A 19,525-nucleotide genomic window follows, 5' to 3' on the forward strand; every position below is an offset into this window, starting at 1 on the left:
GCTCAGGCAGACAGGGCGGCCTGGATCTTGCGATTCGTCAGCTCCAGCCCCATGGACGCGTTGATGATCATCTTGCCGCCGGCCTGCATGTCCTGGAAGGTGGTGGTGGCGATCAGGTCGTTCTTGTAGAGGTTGTCCCGGTAGTGCTTGGACAGGGCCTCGGCATTCACCGACAGTGTGCGCATCTCGTTGGCCACCACGGCGAAGCCGCGGCCCGCGCTGCCCGCGCGGGCTGCCTCGATCGATGCGTTGAGCGCCACGATCACCATTTGGCGCACGATGCGTGCGAACTCGTCGTTCTTCTCGTGCATGTCCTTGTTGTGGGTCACGAGCTTGCTCATGTCGGCATGCCAGCGCTCGAAGGTCTTGCTGATGCCCTGCAGATCGGCCAGTGCCTTGGCCAGCGTCTGGCTGTGGCCCATGGCACCCTGCACCACGGCCCGCACCACGGCTTGCGTCTGCTGGCCGGCACTGTGCTCGATCTGGCGCTGTTCCTGCTCCCACTGCCCAATGGCGTTCTGCATGCTGGCCTGTGCCTGCTGCAGCGAGCCGTGCAACTGATCGACCTGGGACTGGAGCCGGGCATTCTCGTTCTCCACTTCCCATTGCGCATCGTTGCCGACGTCCTCGGTCTGCAAGGCTGCGTTGCGCAGCGTGCGGCCGCACAGCCACCAGCCGACCACGGCGCCCAGCGCGCAGCCGCACAGCAGAATCAGCACTTCCATCATTGCGCTTCCTTCTCGGCATGTTCCGCCGGGGCGCGGCGTGCCACGCCGTACTGGGCGGGCAGGTGGATCACGGTGTGGAACGGTGCGTGGCCTGCTTGCCCATCGGCCGGCTGGAGTTCCAGCGCGATGCTGCCGCCCACGGATTCGATGAAGGCCTTCACCGCGTCCATGCCCACCCCGCGTCCCGAGATGGCGGTCACTTCGCTGGCCGTGGAAAAACCGGGTGCAAAGATCAACTGCGCGGTCTCTGCCGGAGCCAAAGCGCTGTCTTCCTGCACGAGGCCCGATGCAATGGCTTTTGCGCGGATGCGGTCCAGGTCCAGGCCCCGGCCGTCATCGGAAAGCCGCAGCGTGATCTGGCCATCCGCCTGGCCCATGGCGATCTCGATCCGGCCCTGTGGCGCCTTGCCTTGCGCGGCCCGGCCCGGCGGGGCTTCGATGCCGTGGTCGAGCGCGTTGCGCAGCAGGTGCATGAAGGCGTTGCGCAGCACGTCGGTCACCTGGGTGCGCAGCACGATGCCGCCATCGGCGATGACGACCCTGGGCACCTGCTTGCCCAGTTCCAGCGCCAGGTCGGGCAGCGAGTCCACCACCGTCTCCAGCACGTTGTGCAGCGTGTGGGTGCCCAGCAGCTGCAAGGCGTGCTGTACCTGTTCCAGCATGGCACGCGTGGCATGCAGGTCCTTGCTGCCTTGCAGGGCACTGCCCGCCGCGTGCAGCAGTTCGTCGATGCGTTCGCGCGGCACCATCAGGTACTTCTCCACGCTGCCGCGGCGCCCGGGGCCCTTGCGGCCCAGCTTGGTATCGTTGATGTGCGCGTAGCTGTCCAGCGATGCGCGCACCGCCTGCAGCTCGGCATCCAGTGCCGCGCTGTCCCAGCCAGAGAGGTCCTGGCGCAGCGCGTCGTAGCGCTGCTCGGCCGCGTGCGCCAAGTCGGCCAGCTGCAGCAGGCCGTAGGTGCGGGCATTGCCCTTGATGGTGTGCATGTTGCGAAACAGCTCTGCCACGGCGGCCGCGCGGGCTGCCGCATCGGTGGCCGAGCCATCCAGCAGGCGCTGGTTGTGCAGCACGAAGGAGGCCGAGCTGTCCACGAAGTCGTGGAACTTTTCCTGTTGCACGGCGAGCACCTCGCCGATCATTGCCAGCTCCTGCTTTTGCGCCTGCGCGGAGCGTGCCAGCTCGCGCAGTTCGGTCACGTCGCGCACGCACAGCATCAGGCGCTCGGTGCTGCCGTCGCCCGAGGCGATGGGCGACCAGGTGAGGTCCAGCACCTTGGTCTTGCCATCCGCGAAGCGCACGCTCACCTCGCCCGGCAGCAGGTGGGCATTGAAATCGAAGTTCATGGCGTCTTCGCCGATGCAGGCATCGATGGCCGTCGTCGCTTGCGACAGTGCATCCGCGCCCAGGTCGGTATGGGCCAGCAGCACATCGGTCACACTGCGCCCCGCGAGATCGCTGGTTTCCACGATGCTGGCCAGGTGGTCCGAGTATTCGGGGTGGATCACGCCGCCGGCCTGCAGGGTCATGATGCCCTGCGGGATGGTGTGCAGCATGACCTGGATGTCGGCCGTCTTCTGGCGCACGAGTTCCGTGCTTTGCTGGATCTTCTCCACCATCAGGTTGAAGGCCGTGAGCGAGCGCCCGATCTCGTCCATTCGGGTGACCGGCACTCGGTGCGAGAAGTCCTGGCTGGTGGCGATCTCGGTCATCTTGTGCTCCATCTCGCCGATGGGGCGCACGATCTGGCGGTACAGCATGAAGCCGATGCCCGCCATGCCCAGCACGGCGATGACCGTGATCGTGGTGAGCGTCGTCGTGGTCTGGGTCAGGTTGGCGTTCAGCGAGGCGATGGCCTGGTCCTTGCCGCGGCGCTTCTCGACCTGCACGGCCTCGATCATCTGGCCCTGCTCGCGCAGGTACTGGTCCACGGTGGCGGCCATGGTGGCCTCGGCGGCCTCCTGCTGGCCGGCGAGCTTGAATTGGGCCGTGTCGTCGATGGCCTGGAAGTAGTTCTCCAAGCTCATCTCTGCCTCCTTGATCAGGCCGCGCTGCGCATCGCTGTCGGCCTGGCGCATCTGCGAAGCCAGGGCTGCCTTGAGTTCGCTTTTGCGCGAGCTCAGCGCCTCGTAGGTGGTCTTGGCGCTCTCCCCGTCGGGTGCCGACACCATGGCCATGGTGGCTATGTGCACGTCCTTGAGCTGCCCCATCATTTCCACCGACTGGATGGTGCTGGGCACCACACCCTCGGTCACGGCCTTGACCTGCTGCGCACCGCGGGACGACTGGTAGAGCGCGAAGCCACCGATGGCGCACAGCGCCAGGAAGGTGAGGGTGATGAGCAGGATGATGCGCAGGCGAACGGTCATGGGAGGGACTGGCTGCTGAACCAATGTAACAATTTGATTCAACTGTCGGCGACGTCCGTGGCGCCTTCATGACATTTCCCCCGGGCCTTCGAGGGGCAAGGCGGCGCAGGCCTGCGCGGTCTGCGCTTTTCGTGGCGCGGTCGGCTGCGGCTATTGCAGCGTCAGCGCCAGTGCGATGGGCAGGAACACCAGGGCTGCCAGGTTGCCGATCAGCACCATCGAGGCCACCTTCTCGGGTTCCTGCCGGTAGCGTTCGGCGAGGATGAAGTTGATCACCGCAGGGGGCAGGGCGCCGAACACCAGCAGCAAGCCCTGCTCGCGCGGTGCCAGGTCCATGCCCCAGGCCACAGCCCAGGCGATGGCCATGCCCGTCACCGGGCGCAGCACGGCGCCAAAGACGCCGAAGCCGACGGACTGGATGTGCGAATCCGCCAGGCGCGCACCCAGCGCGAAGAGCATCAGCGGAATAGACACATCGCCCACCATGCGGATGGCCGTGAGCAATGGCGGCCACAGCGCCATGCCCGCCATGCCCACCGCCAGCCCCGCGATGGCGGCCAGGATGGAGGGCGAGGTCCACATGGTGCGCAGCCGCGCCTGGTGGTCCAGCAGCCAGATGCCGAAGGAGAACTGCAGCGCGTTGGACACCACGAACATCGCAATCGCCGGGGCCAGCGCCTCCTGGCCGAACGCCAGCACCGCCAGCGGCAAGCCCAGGTTGCCGCAGTTGTTGAACATCATCGGCGGCACCAGCGTCTTGGGCTCCAGGCCCAGCGCGCGGGCCACAAGCCAGCCCACCACGCCCGTGCCGGCGATCAGCGCCAGCGTGGCCAGCAGCAGTGGCAGGTGGTCCTGCACACGGAAGTCCTTGCCCGCCATGGCCCCGAACACGAGTGCGGGCACGAACACCGCCAGGTTGAGCTGGTTGGCGGTCGAGAGATCGGGCTTCATGCGCCGCCCGACGGCATAGCCCAGGGCGGCAATGGCGAACAGGGGAAACAGGATGGAGAGGATGCGCAGCAGCATGGGGACGTGGAAAGCAGCCCTCCGAGCTTAAGGCACCAGCCGCCTCGCCCATCGGATGGGATGGGTGCCTCGGCCTCAGGCGCCGCCGTTCATCGCCGCCAGAAGAACAAGGCTGCCATCACCAGCCCCGTGGCCACGATGCCGCCGCGCAGCCACTGCGCGGGAATGCGCCGTGCCAAGCGCGCGCCGCCGTAGCCTCCGGCCGTGGCGGCCAGCATCATCACCAGGGCCTGCGGCCACAGGACCACGCCGCCGGCGGCATAGATGGCCACGGCCATCGCCGTGAGCAGGGCCGAGACCCAGTTCTTGAGCCCGTTCATGGCATGCAGGTTCGTTTGTCCAAGCAGCCCGAACAGCGCCAATAGAAGAATACCCAGGCCGCCGTTGAAGTAGCCGCCGTAAGCCGCCACGGCCAGCACGCCCGCGACGGCCTTGGGGGTGGAGGGCACACCACCTGCCAGGCGCTGCCGCAGCCAGGGGCCGAAGGCGAACAGCGCGGTGGCGGCCAGCAGCAGCCAGGGCACCACACGGCGGAAGGTGGCCTCGGGCGTCACCAGCAGCAGGGCTGCGCCGGCCGCGCCGCCGGCCAGGGACAGCGCCACCAGCAGCCGCATCGACAGGCCCGGCGGTGGGGCCGTGTCTTCGCGAAAGCCCCAGGCCCCGGCCAGGTAGCCCGGCAGCAATGCCACGGTGCCCGTGGCATTGGCCACCACGGGGGGCATGCCCGTGAACACCAGGGCCGGCAGGGTCAGGAAGCTGCCGCCCCCGGCAACGGCATTGAGGGCGCCGGCCACGAAGGCGGCGGTGAGCAGCAGGGCGGTTTCGAACATGGGGCTTTCACATGGAGGAGAAGCCGGTCTGGGGTCGGCGCGCCGCGCATCTTAGGTGCGGGCCGCCTGCCTTTTCGGACGCCGAGCCCTGCGTTGCGGCCGGTTGCGGGCCCTGGCGGCTGGGCACAGCAGGCCGCCAGGGCGCGCCAGGCCTGGGTATGGCACTGTCCAGGCGCGGGGCAATGCCTGCGCCGGGTAAAAGGTGTTTTGCGTTAAAAACAGCGATGGCCGGGCCGTCGTGCTCGCGCTGTCCAACCCATTCCCGCAGGGAGCCCATGCGCACGATCCATTTCATCAGCCATCCCGACGTGGTGATCAGCCCCCTTGTCCCGATCACGCGCTGGCCCTTGTCCGAGCGGGGGCGTGTGCGCATGGCGGCGGCCCTGTCGCAGCCCTGGGTGCCAGAGATCACGGCTGTCTACTGCAGCACCGAGCAAAAGGCCATCGATGGTGCGCAGATACTGGCGGAGCGCCGGGGATTGGCGCCCACGCAGGTGGCAGCGCTCGGCGAGAACGACCGCTCGTCCACCGGCTACCTGCCACTGGCCGAGTTCGAGGCCGTGGCCGACGCCTTCTTTGCGCAGCCGGAGCAGTCGGTGCGCGGGTGGGAGACTGCGGCGCACGCCCAGGCGCGCATCGTGGAGGCCGTGGCATCCATCGCCGCAGCCGATACCTCTGCCGGGGCACTGGCCATCGTCTCGCATGGGGCGGTGGGTGCGTTGCTGTACTGCCACCTCACCGGGCATCCCATCTCGCGGCAATGGGACCAGCCCGCCAATGGCGGTGGCAACTACTTCAGCATCCAGTGGGGGCCAGAGCCCCGCGCGCTGTCGTGGTGGCTGCCGGTCGATGGAGTCGGGCCCTCTCCCTAACGTTTGCGCGACTTGGCGGGCTTCGGTGCCACCGGCTTGGCGTCGTACGGATCGGCAAAGCCCAGCTCCTGCAGGATGGCGGTCTCGTAGGCCTCCATCTCGTCGGCATCGGCCGCGCTGGTCTCGTGGTCCCAGCCTTGGGCGTGCAGTGCGCCATGCACCAGCATGTGGGCGTAGTGCTCTTCCAGGCTCTTGTTCTGCTCCTTCGCTTCGCGCTCGATCACTGGGGCGCACAGCACCAGGTCGGCCGTGACCAGGGGTTCCTGCGTGTAGTCGAAGGTCAGCACGTTGGTCGCGTAGTCCTTGTGGCGGTAGTCCTTGTTGAGTTGGCGGCCTTCCTCTGCATCGACGATGCGCACGGTGATCTCGGCGTCGGTGGCCAGGGCGTGGCGTATCCAGCGCGTGACCTTGTGGCGCGGCAGCACGGCGCGGTGCGCGGCGGCGCCGTCGAAGCGGCCGAACTGCAGCGACAGGGAAAGTTGGTTCAAGGGCATGGGTGGGGTGTCTTGTCAGAGGACTGTCCGCTCACGCGCGGGTGCGCGTGGCTACCGCACGGCGGGGTGCGTCGTAGGCGTCCACGATGCGCGCCACCAACGGGTGGCGCACCACGTCGGCGCTGGTGAAGTGGGTGACGGCGATGCCCTTGACGCGCTTGAGAACGCGCTCGGCATCGACCAGGCCGCTCATGGCACCTTTGGGCAGGTCGACCTGGCTCACGTCACCCGTGACCACGGCGCGCGCGCCGAAGCCGATGCGGGTGAGGAACATCTTCATCTGCTCGGGCGTGGTGTTCTGCGCTTCATCGAGGATCACGAAGGCGTTGTTCAGCGTGCGCCCGCGCATGAAGGCCAGCGGCGCGATCTCGATGGCGTTGCGCTCGAAGGCCTTCTGCACCTTGTCGTTGCCCATCAGTTCGTACAGCGCGTCGTACAGCGGGCGCAGGTAGGGGTCGACCTTCTGCGCCAGGTCGCCGGGGAGGAAGCCCAGGCGCTCGCCGGCCTCCACCGCCGGGCGCGTCAGCACGATGCGCTGCACGTTGCTGCGCTCCAACGCATCCACCGCACAGGCCACGGCCAGGTAGGTCTTGCCGGTGCCGGCCGGGCCGATGCCGAAGGTGATGTCGTGCGTGGCGATGTTCTGCAGGTACAGGTTCTGTGTGGGCGTGCGCCCGCGCAGGTCCGGGCGGCGCGTGCTGAGCACGATGGCGTCGTCCGGTGCCTCCAGCAGCTCGCTGTCGCCCGCCAGCATGAGCTGGATGTGGTCCTCGGGGATCGGGCGCTCGGCCATCTCGTACAGGGCCTGCAGCAACTCCATCGCCTGCGTGGCCTTGGCCTTGGGGCCATCCACCTTGAACTGTTCGTGCCGGTGCGCGATGCTCACCTGCAGCGCCACCTCGATGGTGCGCAGGTGCGCATCGGCCGGGCCGCACAGGTGCGTGAGCCGGGTGTTGTTGTGGGGAGTGAAGGTGTGGCGCAGGATCACGCTGATAATTCCCGTCAGGCAATAGAACAGAACGCAAGAGCGACGGCGCTGCTTGTCACGCCAGCGACGGCAAAGGACATCAATGATAGGCAAATTGACCGGCACCCTGCTGGAGAAGAATCCCCCCGAGGTGCTTTTGGACTGCCACGGCGTGGGTTACGAGGTGAATGTGCCCATGAGCACCTTCTACAACCTGCCCTCCGTGGGGGAGCGCGTGAGCCTGCTCACGCAGTTCATTGTGCGCGAGGATGCGCAACTGCTGTACGGCTTTGCCACTTCCGAGGAGCGCCAGGCCTTTCGCGAGCTGATCAAGATCTCGGGCGTGGGCCCGCGCACGGCGCTGTCCATCCTGAGCGGCATGGGCGTGGGCGACCTGGCCCAGGCCATCACGCTGCAGGAGGCGGGGCGTCTGGTCAAGGTGCCCGGCATCGGCAAGAAGACCGCCGAGCGCCTGCTGCTGGAACTCAAGGGCAAGCTGGGCGCCGACATGGGGGGGGCGCGCAGCCACGCCACCAGCGATGCGCAGGCCGACATCCTGCAGGCCCTGCTGGCCCTGGGCTACAACGACAAGGAAGCGGCCGCTGCCCTCAAGGCCCTGCCGGCCGACGTGGGTGTGAGCGACGGCATCAAGCTGGCGCTCAAGTCGCTGGCCAGGTAGGTCCGAACGGGCGCCTACTGGGCCTCGCGCACCAGGCGGCCATTGGTCGGCTGCACCGGCCGCGCATTGGGCTGCGAGACGCGCGCCAGCAGGCGCAGTTGCTCCAGGCCCACGCTCACCGGGGTCTTCATCACGATGCGCAGCACGCCCTCGGTGCAGGGCGGCGAGGTCAGCGAGCCCGCGTACTGGTAGTAGCGCCGGTCCTGCGGCAGCAACTCGCCCACCGAGAGCACCGGCTGCGGCAGGCGCACGCGGTCCTGGGCGTCCAGGGGCATGTGCGTCCAGAGGCGGGTGATGAAGGCATTGGGGCTGCCCAGTTGCATGGGCACGCTGACCACGGCCATCTGGCCGCTCGGGCCCTGGTACACCAGCTCGGTGGCCATGGGGTAGCTCTGCAGGTGCACGCGCTCCTCTGCGGGGTGGCGGAACTGCAGGCGCATGAGCCGCCAGGGCGCTCCGCGCAGGGGCAGGATGCTGGTGCCTTCCACCTCCAGCGCCAGGCCATGCCCCGTGTTCCACACCGTGCCGCCGAAGAACTGGTTGCCGAACGGCAAGGGGTCGGCCGGGCCGAGCGCCACGTCCTGCGGGGTGATGTGGATGGGCGACTGGCGCGTGCCCTGGCTGCAGGTCGAAAAATCCGGGTGCAGGCCGCCCCAGGCCTCGGGTCCCTTGTCGCCGCTGGCATGGTCCCAGCGCACCGTGCGCGGGTCGGCTGGCGGTGGTGGGGCTGCAGGCGGTGCTGCGGCGGCCAGTTCGGCTGCACGCGACTGGATGTAGCGGCGGCTGGCCCCAGGGTCCCGCACGGTCTGCCGGGGCGATGCCGGCGGGAGAGCTTCGGCCTGGGCCGGCTTGCGCGCGCGGTCGGGTGGCACGCGCACTTCCACGCTGGGGATAGGGCCGGCGTTCTTGCGCGCACCGGGTTTGGCCGGCGTGGCGTTCTTGTCCTTGGCGCACTGGATGGCCTCGTCGATCCGGGTGGCCAGGGTGGCCTTGTCCTGCGGGTTCTCGATGCGGATGGCGCCGCTGGCGGTGCGGGCGGGCGGGGGCGCGGTCTGGGCAGTCGCGGTCAGGGCGGCTGCGCCACTGGCGGCCAGTGCGGCCAGCAATTGCAGCGGCCGTGGCAGGCGGGTGGGCGCGGGCAGCATCTGTTTCATGGTGTGCTTCATGTATCGGCACAGTACCCACTTACTTTACCCCCTGGGGGGGCCGCCTGGGCTATATAGTTCCAGCCGGCCCGCCCGCGCGGGTATTCGACCCCGGACAGAACCACCGTGACCATCCAGACCGACGACTTCGCCCCCATACCGCCCAAGCGCGTGGTGTCCGCCGCGCCCGCCTCGCCGCAGGAGGAGGCCATCGAGCGCGCCCTGCGCCCCAAGCTGCTGCAGGAGTACGTGGGCCAGGCCAAGGCACGTGAGCAGTTGGAGATCTTCATTGGCGCGGCGCGCAAGCGCGGCGAGGCGCTGGACCACGTGCTGCTGTTCGGCCCGCCGGGCCTGGGCAAGACCACGCTGAGCCACATCATCGCGGCCGAGCTGGGCGTGAACCTGCGCCAGACCAGCGGCCCCGTGCTCGAAAAGCCCAAGGACCTGGCCGCATTGCTGACCAACCTGGAAAAGAACGACGTCCTCTTCATCGACGAGATCCACCGCCTCTCGCCCGTGGTCGAGGAAATCCTGTACCCGGCGCTGGAGGACTACCAGATCGACATCATGATCGGCGAGGGGCCGGCGGCGCGCAGCATCAAGCTCGACCTGCAGCCCTTCACCCTGGTGGGGGCCACCACGCGCGCCGGCATGCTCACCAACCCGTTGCGCGACCGTTTCGGCATCGTCGCGCGGCTGGAGTTTTACACCGCGCAGGAGCTTGCGCGCATCGTGCAGCGCAGCGCCGGCCTGCTCGACGTGCCCATGGACGAAGTGGGTGGCTTCGAGATCGCCCGCCGCTCGCGCGGCACGCCGCGCATCGCCAACCGGTTGCTGCGCCGCGTGCGCGACTATGCCGAGGTCAAGGGCGACGGCCGCATCACCCTGGATATCGCCAACCGCGCCCTGGCCATGCTCGACGTGGACCCGCAGGGATTCGACGTGATGGACCGCAAGCTGCTCGAGGCCGTGATCCACCGCTTCGATGGCGGCCCGGTGGGCCTGGACAATATCGCCGCCAGCATCGGCGAGGAGGCCGGCACCATCGAGGACGTGATCGAGCCCTACCTCATCCAGCAAGGCTTTCTGCAGCGCACCACCCGCGGCCGCGTGGCCACGCTGGCCGCCTACCGGCACCTGGGCGTGACCCCCCCCCAGGCCGGCGGGCAGGACCTGTTCGAAGCCTGAAAAGCAAGGGAGCTATCCCATGGCCCGCTCCAGCCGTCGCCGCAAGAACCCGCGCGAGAGCGCCGCCAAGGCGGAGCCCGTGCGCCGGAGCCCTGGGGTGAGCTGGACGCCGGCCTTGCGGGCCCAGTGGGAGGCCCTCGCGCCCGGGCGCAGGTTCATGGGTTCCTGCGGCCTGGCCCTGGTCGTTGGCACCCTGCTACTCTACGGATTGGGCGGGGTGGTCTATGGCCAGCTCACCGTGTTCATGTTCGAGGGCTTCGAGGATCTGCCCGGCGGGGTGGCCGTGTGTGGCGCGGCCAGCGTGTGGTGCCTGGCCGCGGCGTGGGCCACCTGCCTGGCGGGGCGCCACTGGCCCGCCCGGGCGTCCGAGCGTTGCCAACGCTGGCGGTTGCGGGCCTACGCGGCTACGGCCGTGTTGGCGGGTATCACCTTGCTGCTGTGGCTGTTGAGCGCGCCGGGCATGTGGGGCGCCCTGGGGGCCTGGCCCGGGTTGGCGCCGCAATCCGAGTGGCTGTTGGCCCCGCTGCCCTGGGCATGGGAATGGGTGCTGCCCCTGGCGCGCGATGACCTGCAGCTGTGGTGGCTGTGCGGGGCGGCGGTGGTGGGCGGCCTGTCGGCATGGTGCCTCTGCGTGGGTCGGCGGCCGCGCGCAGGGCTGGCCTGCATGGCCCTGGCGCTGATTTTCATCGGCCTGTGGGCGCTGGGCGGCGCGGCCTACCACTATGTGGCGGGCAGGGGGTTTGCCGGGGTGGTCGAGGAGGTGGCGGCGCTGAACCTGCAGTCCCATCCGGGCCAGCGCAATGCCGATACCTTCCTGTGGTTGCTGAGCGCCTGGTTCCTGCTGGCCCTGGGGGCCGTGCTCATGGCCGGGGCGTTGCATATCCCGTCGGCGGCAGCGCAGCGCTCGCCGCAGGCCCCTCCTCAGTGACGGGAGCCCGGCGCTGGCTGCGGGCACCGTCCAGCATGCCCGCCACGATCAGCACCTGCGCGATGTAGTAGGTCGCCAGCACCCACAACTGCGCCAGCGGCAGGGGCTGCACGAAGCGGTTGGTGGCCAGCGTGGCATCGCTGAGCATGAAGAACCCGGCGCCGATGGCGACCAGCCAGGCGCCGCGTCCACCCAGCACAGCGGCGCGGCCGATGGCCTGGGCGGCCATGAGCGCAATCACCAGCACATACGCCGCCACCGGCCCGCGCAAAGCGGCCGGCAGCCCGCCCAGCCACAGGAAGGCATACATGCCCACGCCGATGGCCAGCGTGACCACCAACGCGCCGCGCCGCGCAAACCAGGGCACGCCCTTGCGGAACAACACGATGTAGCAGAGGTGGGCGAGCAGAAAGCTCACCAGCCCGGGAATGAAGAAGCCGCCGAACATCAGGAACACATCGCCCGCGAGCGAGCCGGCCAGCGCAGCGATGAGCCAGCGGCCTTCGGTCCTGTCGAGGCGGTTGCCAGGGGCCGCCGTGCGCAGATGCCCGGCGACCACGGCGATGGCAATCACCATGGTCAGCGGCTTGAAGAGCCAATGCCATTCCTGCAGTCCGAGCACACTGGTCGCCGTGGCCAGGGCAGCCGACTCGATCAGCAGCGCCATGCCCATGCCGATGCGCCCCTGCACCGCCGCTCCCAGGGCCCATTGCATGGCCAGCAATGTGGCGAACCAGATGGCGTTGTGCCTCAGCGGTGACCTGTCGGCCTGCCAGAGGAAGGCGGCCACGCCCGCCAGCATGAGGGCGAACTGCACGCCCGCAAACCACTGCAGCGCGCGCGACATGGGCGGGTGGTACAGCGGCATCCGTGCGATGTCGAAGGGGGGCTTGGGGAAGCGCTCGGCCACATCGGCCGGCCGCCAGCCGGGCGGCTTGATCCACACCCGGAGTTTGTCGAGCCAGTTGCGTGCATGCCAGCTGTCGTGCGCCAGGCTTGCATAGACCTGGGCATTGGCCCACAGCGGGTCCCAGCTGTTGAGCAAGCCACGCGTGCCGTAGACGCACTTTTCCTGGTCGTCCTCGTCCTTGAAGGTGCCGAACATCCGGTCCCACAGGACCAGGATGCCGCCGTAGTTCTTGTCCAGGTAGACGTCATTCACCGCGTGGTGCACGCGGTGGTTGCTGGGGCTGCAGAACCAGCGGTCGAACCACCCCAGGCGCCCGACCTGCTCGGTGTGCACCCAGAACTGGTAGAGCAGGTCCACCAGCGCCACGATGGCGAACACCAGCGGCGGCACGCCGGCCAGCGCCATGGGCACGTAGAACACCCAGCCCAGCAGCGCGCCCGAGCTGGTCTGGCGCAGCGCGGTCGACAAGTTGTAGTCCTGGCTCTGGTGGTGCACCGCGTGCGCGGCCCAGAGCACGGCCGATTCGTGGCCCATGCGGTGCAGCCAGTAGTAGCAGAAGTCGTAGAACACCAGCGCCAGCAGCCAGCCCGGCACGCTGAGCCAGAAGGCGTCATTGCGCCACAGCGCCACATGCTCGAACACGGCGGTGTAGATGCCCACGCGCAAGAGCCGGGTGAACACTGCGCTGGTCTGGCTCAGCATCCCGAGGCTGATGCTGCTGATGGCATCGGCCATGCGGTAGGTTACGCGCTGGCGCTTGTAGCCCACCGCCAGTTCGATGGCGATCAGCAAAAAGAAGACGGGTGTGGCAAGGACGATGATCTGGCTGGGGCTCATGGGGCGAATGCAGTGTTTCGCCGATTCTTGCCCCAATCAGGTCAGCGCGCCTCTGGCATCAACCCTGATGATGCGCTCCACCGTGCCCAGCGCCAGCCCGCCGCGCACGCCGATCAGGTGGTCATGCAGGTTTACCGTGGGGTCGCAGTGCCCGGGAATCAGCCACAGCATGCGGCCCAGGGCCGGCAGCCGGGCCTTGGGGCTCTCGGTGTACAGCAGGCCGTGCTCGTCGCCGCCATTGCCGTAGCGCAGCGCGCGCTCGGGCGGCAGCATGGCCACCAGGGGCAGGCCTGAGTCGATGGCATGGCTCTTGTGGCCGGCATCGCACACCGCATGGGTGTCGCGCACGGAGATCACCTGCGTCTTGATGAACAGGGAGTGCTCGAACGTGGGTTGCGCCGGCTCGCGCTCGTTGCGCGCGTAGTCGGCATCCATGAACAGAAAGGAGCCAGCCTGCAGCTCGCCGTAGACGCCGCTGGCCGCTTCGTGCACCAGGGTGCCGGTACCCGATCCGGTGATCAGCGGCACGGGAATGCCTGCAGCCTCGATGCAGTGGCGGGTGTAGGCCGCTGCGCGCACCACGCCGGCAATGGTCTCGCGCCGCTCGGCCATGCCCGTCAGGTGCTGGGCGCGGCCGTGGTAGGCCTGCAGCCCGGCAAAGCGCAGGCGCTGGGCGTGGCGCACGATGGCCTGGGCGAGCGGCACCGCATCCTCGCCCGGGGGCACGCCGCAGCGGCCCTGGCCCACGTCGATCTCCACGAACACGTCGATGCAGGCATCGCTGCCGGCCAGCGCCATGGCCTCGGCCAGGCGTTCGATGCCTTCGGGGTGGTCCACCGCCAGCGCCAGTCGCCCGCCACGCGCGGCCAACTGGGCCGCCAGCCGCGCCACGCGCAGCAGCTTGGGGCCGGCCACGACCTGGTTGCTGATGTAGATGTCGGTCACGCCGCCGGCGGCCAGGGCCTCGGCCTCGGCCACCTTCTGCACGCACACGCCCTGGGCGCCGGCCTGCTGCATCAGGAGTGCCAGCTCGGCGCTCTTGTGCAGCTTGGCATGGGGGCGCCAGCGCACCCGGTGCTTGCGGGCGAAGTCGGCCATGCGCTGGATGTTGCGTTCCATGGCATCGAGGTCCACCACCAGCGCGGGCGTGTCGATCAGGTCCACCCGCGCGCCGATGCTGGCGCGCAGGGCTTCAGGTAAGGGTTTCATCGCGGGCCGCGTTGTCCAGGTGTTGGGTATCGGCCCAGCCGACCAGCGTGAGGCCGTCGGGTGTCCACAGCAGGCGGTTGATGGCCGCGTTGGACAGCTGCCAGGTGCGCGGTGCCTGGATCTCCTGGCGCGTGGCCATGCGGTACAGCACGTCGAGCACGCCGCCGTGGGCCACCATCAGCACCTGCTCGCCGGGGTGCTTTTCGGCCAGCGCGAACACCGTGCGTTCGATGCGCTCACGCAGCATGACCAGCGATTCGCCGCCCTCGGGCACGTACTCGGGGTCACGCTTGCGCCAGCGCCGCGCGTCCTCGGGCATCTCGGCCTCGATCTCGGCAAAGGTGCGTCCCTGGAAATGGCCGAAGCTGCGCTCGCGCAGGCCGGTTTCGGGCGTGATGGGTGCGCCCGTGGCATCGGCCACGGCCTGGGCCGTGGCATAGGCGCGTTGCAGGTCGCTGGCGTAGATGGCGTCGATGGGCTCGCTGGCCAGCGCCTGCGCCAACTGCTGCGCCTGCCACTGGCCGGTCTCGTTCAGGGGAATGTCCAGGTGGCCCTGGATGCGGGTGTCTACGTTCCAGGCGGTTTCGCCATGGCGTACGGCAATGATTCGGGTGGCTTGCATTCAGGTGGGATCAGGGTGGGGGCGCGAAGGGAATGCGCACCTGGCGTGGGCCGCCGGAGGGCTTGGGGAAGCCGGTAAGTGCCGCATCGAACAGGATGCCGAACACGGCGGGGTCGGCCACCCACACGTCCTCGTGCACGGCCGAGGTTTCGTAGACGCTGGCCTGCATGGCCGCGTCGCGCATCACCAGGCTAACGGCACGGCGGTGCAGAGGCGTGGGCTCGCCCATGCGCCACAGGCCGCCGACCCCCCAACTGCGGCCATGCCAGCCGCGATAGCCCCAGCCTCCGTAGGCGCCGTAGAAACCAGGGTGCCTATAGGGCCCATAGGGCAAATAGGGGTCGTAGCGCGGCACCGTGCCGGCCTGTACGCCGATCTGCACCAGCAGCTTCGGCGCGGCATCGTCGCGCTGCAGGCCGGCACGGGCCAGCGACCGCTCGGCCAGCGCGGCAATGGCGTCGAACGCCGGGGTCTGCTGCGAGGGCAGGCGGTCGAGGCGGTAGGTCGCCGGGCTGGGCACGGCGGCCAGGGTGGAGAAGCTCTGCACCTGGCCTTCCACCACGCGGGTGGTGCTGCAGCCGGCCAGGGTGGCCACTGCTGCGCACAGCAGCAGGGCATAAATCCAGCGACGGGTCATGGTTGTCTCCAGGGATGGGGTCAATCCACCTTGGAGTGTGCTCCTGCCGCCGAGGTTCACGACAGCTGCACCACCTGCACACCTGGTAACGACGGGCTGGGGGCCGAAAACTCTTCCTTGTCGAAGGCCTTGTCGCCGTCTTCGCTGGCCACGCCGGTGGCGCGCGCGTTCTTGAAATCGTACTGGCTGCCGTCCAGCAGGTGCGAGGGCACCACGTTCTGCAGCGCGTTGAACATGTTCTCCACGCGGCCGGGGAATTTCTTCTCCCACTCGCGCAGCATCTCGCCCACCTGCTTGCGCTGCAGGTTCTCCTGGCTGCCGCACAGGTTGCAGGGGATGATGGGGAAGTTGCGCTGCGCGGCCCAGCGCGTGGTGTCCTTCTCGGTCACGTAGGCCAGCGGGCGGATCACCACGTGGCGGCCGTCGTCGCTGACCAGCTTCGGGGGCATGCTCTTCATCTTGCCGCCGAAGAACATGTTGAGCAGCAGCGTCTGCAAAATGTCGTCGCGGTGGTGGCCCAGCGCAATCTTGGTGCAGCCCAGCTCGTCGGCCACGCGGTACAGGATGCCCCGGCGCAGGCGGCTGCACAGGCTGCAGGTGGTCTTGCCCTCGGGGATCAGGCGCTTGACGATGCTGTAGGTGTCTTCGTTCTCGATGTGGAAGGGCACGCCCGTGCTTGCCAGGTACTCGGGCAGCACGTGCTCGGGAAAGCCGGGCTGCTTCTGGTCCAGGTTCACGGCCACCAGGTCGAAGTGGATGGGCGCACGCGCCTTGAGCTTTTGCAGGATGTCCAGCAGGGCATAGCTGTCCTTGCCGCCGGACATGCAGACCATGACCTTGTCGCCCTCTTCGATCATGTTGAAGTCGACGATGGCCTTGCCGACCTCGCGGCACAGGCGCTTTTCGAGCTTGTGCGCCTCGCGTTCGATCTTCAGGCGCGCAGGGCCCGATGCAGCCGCGGCCGCATCGGGGCCGGTGTCTGCCACTTCGGGGGGCTCGGCGGTCCAGCCGGCCCGTTGGGGTTCGTTCATCACTGCGCTCATGGAAGGGGCTCTGGGGTCTGGTGAAAGCGATGCCCGCCGGGCGCCCGGACAGGGTGCGCACGCGCTGGGGCCAAAATGACGGAAATAAGCCCCAATTGTCGGCGAAACCGCCCGCCCATGGGCTGGAGCGGGCTCTCCAGTGGGGGCGAAGCCCCGCTCAAAGCGCTATTTTTCCGCTTCCGAGGACTCGCCGCCAGCTTGTTGCAAGGGGGCGGCCCGCTCTGCAAGCCACAGCCGCATGTCGCGCTTGCCCTTTGCATTGGCCCGGCGCCAGGCCTCGCGTGCCAGCGCCAGGAAGCGCTCCTCGCCCGGGTCGGGCTGCTCCGAGGCGTGCTCGGCGTCGAGCCAGCCGATGTCCACACGCGCATGGCGCTCGATCTGGCGCGCCAGCGTGTCGCCGATGGGGCGGGAGCTCTTGATCTGGCTCCACATGCTCGGGGAGATTTCGAGCGAGGCGGCAAAGGCTTGGTCCAGCCCCTTGGCCGGCTTGCCGGCAGCGATCTCTTTTTCGAGGAACAGGCGGTGCAGTGCCAGCACGTTGGTGCGGCGGATGACGGTGAGGGGAGGCGGGGTCACAAAGAAAAAACAACAAACGCAGAAAAAAGATTGTGCAGGGTGTTGACGGGTAAGTAAAGACTATTTACAGTCCATTTTCATCAGGACTCCTTGTCCTCCTCGAATTCACCACCGAACCGACCTGCCGCCGAAAGACCACCGTGAACGCCTGCCGCACCGCCATCTTCCACCGCTCCCGCCAGGGTGCCGTGGCCGTGCGCGGGGCGTTGATTGCGCGCACGTTGTCGTCCATGCCATCCCATGCAAAGCGACTGCCATCGCAGCAGCGCACCTCGTATTTGCAGGGCAATGGCAGCCAGCCGCAGTGGCTGGGCAATGGTTTCGAGGATACCGCTCCCCCCCCGGGCGGAGGTTGCAGCGCAGGGCAATAGCCCACAGGCGCTCTCCCTCCCGATCTCTTGATCAAGAGGCCCGGCAACCAGGTGGTTCCGGGCCTTTTTCATTGCCGGCCGTTTTTCTCAATTCCCCTTCTTTTCCCGCAGCGCCAGCCGCTGCCCCCGCAGGCATCGACCCGCCGGGGCCCCAGGTTCTTTAACAGTTCGCTGCAGGCGGTCTGCTCAACCAGAGAGACGACCGGCCTGCCCATCGAAAGCAGAGAGGCAGGTGTGTGCAGCACCCCGACCCTCTCTCCATTTCGGGTGTGCCTTTGCTTTTCACCGCCGGAACCGGCCGCATGCGCGGCCCGGCGGGATGTGCTGGGATTGATCACCCAGTGCAGCGACGTGCATGCGCAGCTCCCCGTGGGCCGTGGTCGCGTGAAGACACAACCGAAATGGAGATGCGCTCCCGCGGGAGCGCCTGTTCATTTTCCTTTTTTGCGTGTGTAGCTCAACTGGCAGAGCACTGGTCTCCAAAACCAGGGGTTGAGGGTTCGACTCCTTCCACGCGTGCCATCTTTTTCCTGGCCATGGCCAGCCATGCCGTAGCAGCCCTCTCGGATTGGGGCGCCTGGTCTTTTCGACCGGGGATTGCAGGTTCGACTCCTGTCTGCGGCGCCTCCTTTTTCCTTTTGTTGACCGGTCGCCAAGTGTCGGAACCTGTTCAAGGTCTTTTTGAAGCCGCGCAAGTACCTTGCCGGGATGGGATGCAAGGCGCGGTGCGCAGCCGATAGCCCGTGCTATCGGCAAGCGCCGCAACGCCGCAGACCGCCCGGCAAGGTACTTGCCCGAAGGGTTGGGGCGAAATCGGGCGATTGGACGCCCCGGCTGCTTGCATGGGCACGAGCCCATGCGGTGCATCCGAAGCATCCACTCATCCCGATTGCGCCCCAACGCGGCTTCAAAAAGGCCTTGAACAGGTTCCAGGGCAGCGGATTTTGATTCCGCCATTCGGAGGTTCGATCCCTCCCCGGTCTGCCCTTCTTTCTTCAACCCACCAACCCCGTTCTATCCATCCATTCAATTTTCAGGAGACCACCATGGCCATCCAGCATTCCTTTTCCCTTGGCGTCCAGCAGCGCCGTTCCGGCCTCGCCGGCTGGCTGGCCCGCCTGGCATCCGTGCGCGCTCGCCTGCCCCGTGTGGCCTTCCGCGTTGCTGCTCCTGCCGCCCGTCGGCTTGAGCACATGGACCTCGACCAGCGCGTGCGCGAGGTCGGCGAGTGGTAGCGGCGTGTGCGTTCGTGCGCCCGCTGCCTGCACCACTGCATCCACCAGGGCAGCCATCGATTGCCGATGGACGGCCCCTGTTGGCATTGACTGATTGTTGCTGTTGAAACGGGGCGTGCGCTTGGCTGGGCGGCTGCGCCCTCCATTGCCAAGCAAGAAAGGAAGCACCCATGCCCCGCACCGTAACCGAAGCCCCTGCCCGAAAGCCCCTGGCACCCACGCCCCGCGTGCTGCAGCTGGACCTGCAAGGCACTCCCCAATCCTGGATGCCGCTGGAGCAAGCCGCCGTGCACTACGCCAGCGGCGCCGTCGCCTGGGACGCCGGCCTCGATGCCCTGGCCACATTGCGTGGCGGGCACAACGCGGCGACGGGCCGGCAGTCGCTGCTTCAAATCGCGCCCATCATCGCCCTGCGCGGTGTGTCCCGGATCAACCTCTTTGACGTGGTGCCCGGGCTCACCAAGCGCCGTCTGCTGCGCCGTGACCGCCACACCTGTGCCTACTGCGGCGGTGTCTTCGGCGAAGAGCTGCTGCAGTGCGAGCACATTGTGCCGCAGTCGCGCGGTGGCGCCACTTCGTGGACCAACCTCGTGGCGGCCTGCGCCGGGTGCAACGGCTACAAGGCCGACCGCCTGCCCGAGGAGGCCGGCATGCGGCTCTTGTACCTGCCCTACGTGCCCAGCCGCTACGAGTCCTTCCTGCTGGACGGGCGCAACGTGCGTGCGGACGTTCACGAGTGGCTGGCCAAGAGGCTGCCCAAGGGCTCCAGGCTTCATTGAGACGCCTGGGGTTTGCAAACCGAATGTGAAAGGGCCGTGGTCAGTGACCACGGCCCTTTTTTCTTCCCCGGTTTTCAGCCGTG

At 68.0% G+C, this 19,525-nt stretch carries 19 protein-coding genes and 2 tRNA genes; 8 read left to right on the plus strand and 13 right to left on the minus strand.

What is annotated here, in order from left to right:
- Positions 1 to 2: 2 nt before the first annotated feature.
- The 4 genes from ACSQ3Y_RS05100 to ACSQ3Y_RS05115 all read right to left on the minus strand — a co-directional run bounded on the left by ACSQ3Y_RS05100 (position 3) and on the right by ACSQ3Y_RS05115 (position 4,950).
- Complete coding sequence (locus ACSQ3Y_RS05100) at positions 3 to 728, minus strand: methyl-accepting chemotaxis protein (protein ID WP_436176621.1); 726 nt, start codon at positions 726 to 728, stop codon at positions 3 to 5.
- Positions 725 to 3,094 carry an ATP-binding protein gene (locus ACSQ3Y_RS05105; RefSeq protein WP_436176622.1) on the minus strand — a complete coding sequence of 790 codons (2,370 nt, stop codon included), beginning with the start codon at positions 3,092 to 3,094 and terminating at the stop codon, positions 725 to 727. Before ACSQ3Y_RS05105 ends, ACSQ3Y_RS05100 begins: the two co-directional genes overlap by 4 nt.
- Before the next feature lie 150 nt (positions 3,095 to 3,244).
- Complete coding sequence (locus ACSQ3Y_RS05110) at positions 3,245 to 4,120, minus strand: AEC family transporter (RefSeq protein WP_436176623.1); 876 nt, start codon at positions 4,118 to 4,120, stop codon at positions 3,245 to 3,247.
- A gap of 89 nt (positions 4,121 to 4,209) precedes the next feature.
- Positions 4,210 to 4,950, minus strand: coding sequence for a sulfite exporter TauE/SafE family protein (locus ACSQ3Y_RS05115; protein WP_436176624.1), 741 nt, complete (start codon positions 4,948 to 4,950; stop codon positions 4,210 to 4,212).
- A gap of 275 nt (positions 4,951 to 5,225) precedes the next feature.
- On the opposite strand from ACSQ3Y_RS05115, the gene ACSQ3Y_RS05120 reads away from it, so the two are divergent.
- Entirely contained in the window at positions 5,226 to 5,822 is a 597-nt protein-coding gene (locus tag ACSQ3Y_RS05120) for a histidine phosphatase family protein (RefSeq protein ID WP_436176625.1), read from the plus strand.
- On the opposite strand, the gene ybeY is transcribed toward ACSQ3Y_RS05120, so the two are convergent.
- Positions 5,819 to 6,316: an rRNA maturation RNase YbeY gene (ybeY, locus tag ACSQ3Y_RS05125; protein WP_436176626.1), complete on the minus strand. Its 498-nt coding sequence runs from the start codon at positions 6,314 to 6,316 to the stop codon at positions 5,819 to 5,821. The two genes, ACSQ3Y_RS05120 and ybeY, sit on opposite strands and share 4 nt — an antisense overlap.
- Before the next feature lie 31 nt (positions 6,317 to 6,347).
- Positions 6,348 to 7,304: a PhoH family protein gene (locus ACSQ3Y_RS05130; RefSeq protein ID WP_057266435.1), complete on the minus strand. Its 957-nt coding sequence runs from the start codon at positions 7,302 to 7,304 to the stop codon at positions 6,348 to 6,350.
- An 82-nt stretch (positions 7,305 to 7,386) separates the two neighbouring features.
- Here ACSQ3Y_RS05130 and ruvA point away from each other — a divergent pair, with 82 nt between their 5' ends.
- Positions 7,387 to 7,962 (plus strand): Holliday junction branch migration protein RuvA, encoded by a 576-nt coding sequence (gene ruvA, locus ACSQ3Y_RS05135; protein WP_057199954.1) that lies wholly within the window; start codon positions 7,387 to 7,389, stop codon positions 7,960 to 7,962.
- Between the two features lie 14 nt (positions 7,963 to 7,976).
- Here ruvA and ACSQ3Y_RS05140 read toward each other — a convergent pair whose 3' ends face one another.
- Complete coding sequence (locus tag ACSQ3Y_RS05140; protein WP_436176627.1) at positions 7,977 to 9,116, minus strand: carbonic anhydrase family protein; 1,140 nt, start codon at positions 9,114 to 9,116, stop codon at positions 7,977 to 7,979.
- A gap of 117 nt (positions 9,117 to 9,233) precedes the next feature.
- Here ACSQ3Y_RS05140 and ruvB point away from each other — a divergent pair, with 117 nt between their 5' ends.
- A complete protein-coding gene (gene ruvB / locus ACSQ3Y_RS05145) occupies positions 9,234 to 10,295 on the plus strand; it encodes a Holliday junction branch migration DNA helicase RuvB (protein ID WP_436176628.1) in 1,062 nt (353 codons plus the stop codon).
- Positions 10,296 to 10,314: 19 nt separating this feature from the next.
- Positions 10,315 to 11,223 (plus strand): hypothetical protein, encoded by a 909-nt coding sequence (locus tag ACSQ3Y_RS05150; RefSeq protein ID WP_436176629.1) that lies wholly within the window; start codon positions 10,315 to 10,317, stop codon positions 11,221 to 11,223.
- Here ACSQ3Y_RS05150 and ACSQ3Y_RS05155 read toward each other — a convergent pair.
- The 6 genes from ACSQ3Y_RS05155 to ACSQ3Y_RS05180 all read right to left on the minus strand — a co-directional run bounded on the left by ACSQ3Y_RS05155 (position 11,156) and on the right by ACSQ3Y_RS05180 (position 17,057).
- On the minus strand, positions 11,156 to 12,970 hold the full coding sequence (locus ACSQ3Y_RS05155) for a lysoplasmalogenase family protein (RefSeq protein WP_436176630.1): 1,815 nt from the start codon (positions 12,968 to 12,970) through the stop codon (positions 11,156 to 11,158). The genes ACSQ3Y_RS05150 and ACSQ3Y_RS05155 overlap by 68 nt on opposite strands.
- A 36-nt stretch (positions 12,971 to 13,006) precedes the next feature.
- On the minus strand, positions 13,007 to 14,179 hold the full coding sequence (locus ACSQ3Y_RS05160) for a DSD1 family PLP-dependent enzyme (protein ID WP_436176631.1): 1,173 nt from the start codon (positions 14,177 to 14,179) through the stop codon (positions 13,007 to 13,009).
- Positions 14,163 to 14,801 (minus strand): histidine phosphatase family protein, encoded by a 639-nt coding sequence (locus ACSQ3Y_RS05165; protein ID WP_179682246.1) that lies wholly within the window; start codon positions 14,799 to 14,801, stop codon positions 14,163 to 14,165. Before ACSQ3Y_RS05165 ends, ACSQ3Y_RS05160 begins: the two co-directional genes overlap by 17 nt.
- Before the next feature lie 10 nt (positions 14,802 to 14,811).
- Complete coding sequence (locus tag ACSQ3Y_RS05170; RefSeq protein ID WP_436176632.1) at positions 14,812 to 15,438, minus strand: DUF4136 domain-containing protein; 627 nt, start codon at positions 15,436 to 15,438, stop codon at positions 14,812 to 14,814.
- Positions 15,439 to 15,494: 56 nt separating this feature from the next.
- Entirely contained in the window at positions 15,495 to 16,481 is a 987-nt protein-coding gene (gene ttcA, locus ACSQ3Y_RS05175) for a tRNA 2-thiocytidine(32) synthetase TtcA (RefSeq protein ID WP_428002629.1), read from the minus strand.
- A 165-nt stretch (positions 16,482 to 16,646) separates the two neighbouring features.
- Positions 16,647 to 17,057: a hypothetical protein gene (locus ACSQ3Y_RS05180; RefSeq protein WP_436176633.1), complete on the minus strand. Its 411-nt coding sequence runs from the start codon at positions 17,055 to 17,057 to the stop codon at positions 16,647 to 16,649.
- An 817-nt stretch (positions 17,058 to 17,874) separates the two neighbouring features.
- On the opposite strand from ACSQ3Y_RS05180, the gene ACSQ3Y_RS05185 reads away from it, so the two are divergent.
- The 4 genes from ACSQ3Y_RS05185 to ACSQ3Y_RS05200 all read left to right on the plus strand — a co-directional run bounded on the left by ACSQ3Y_RS05185 (position 17,875) and on the right by ACSQ3Y_RS05200 (position 19,442).
- Positions 17,875 to 17,950, plus strand: a tRNA-Trp gene (locus ACSQ3Y_RS05185).
- A 26-nt stretch (positions 17,951 to 17,976) separates the two neighbouring features.
- Positions 17,977 to 18,052: transfer RNA gene (locus ACSQ3Y_RS05190), tRNA-Lys, on the plus strand.
- 422 nt (positions 18,053 to 18,474) lie between these two features.
- Positions 18,475 to 18,663 (plus strand): hypothetical protein, encoded by a 189-nt coding sequence (locus tag ACSQ3Y_RS05195; protein ID WP_436176634.1) that lies wholly within the window; start codon positions 18,475 to 18,477, stop codon positions 18,661 to 18,663.
- A gap of 170 nt (positions 18,664 to 18,833) precedes the next feature.
- Positions 18,834 to 19,442, plus strand: coding sequence for an HNH endonuclease (locus tag ACSQ3Y_RS05200; protein WP_436176635.1), 609 nt, complete (start codon positions 18,834 to 18,836; stop codon positions 19,440 to 19,442).
- Positions 19,443 to 19,525 lie beyond the last annotated feature (83 nt).

Origin of the sequence: Acidovorax sp. LjRoot66, from assembly GCF_964253305.1 — a bacterium.
Taxonomy (GTDB): domain Bacteria; phylum Pseudomonadota; class Gammaproteobacteria; order Burkholderiales; family Burkholderiaceae_C; genus Acidovorax.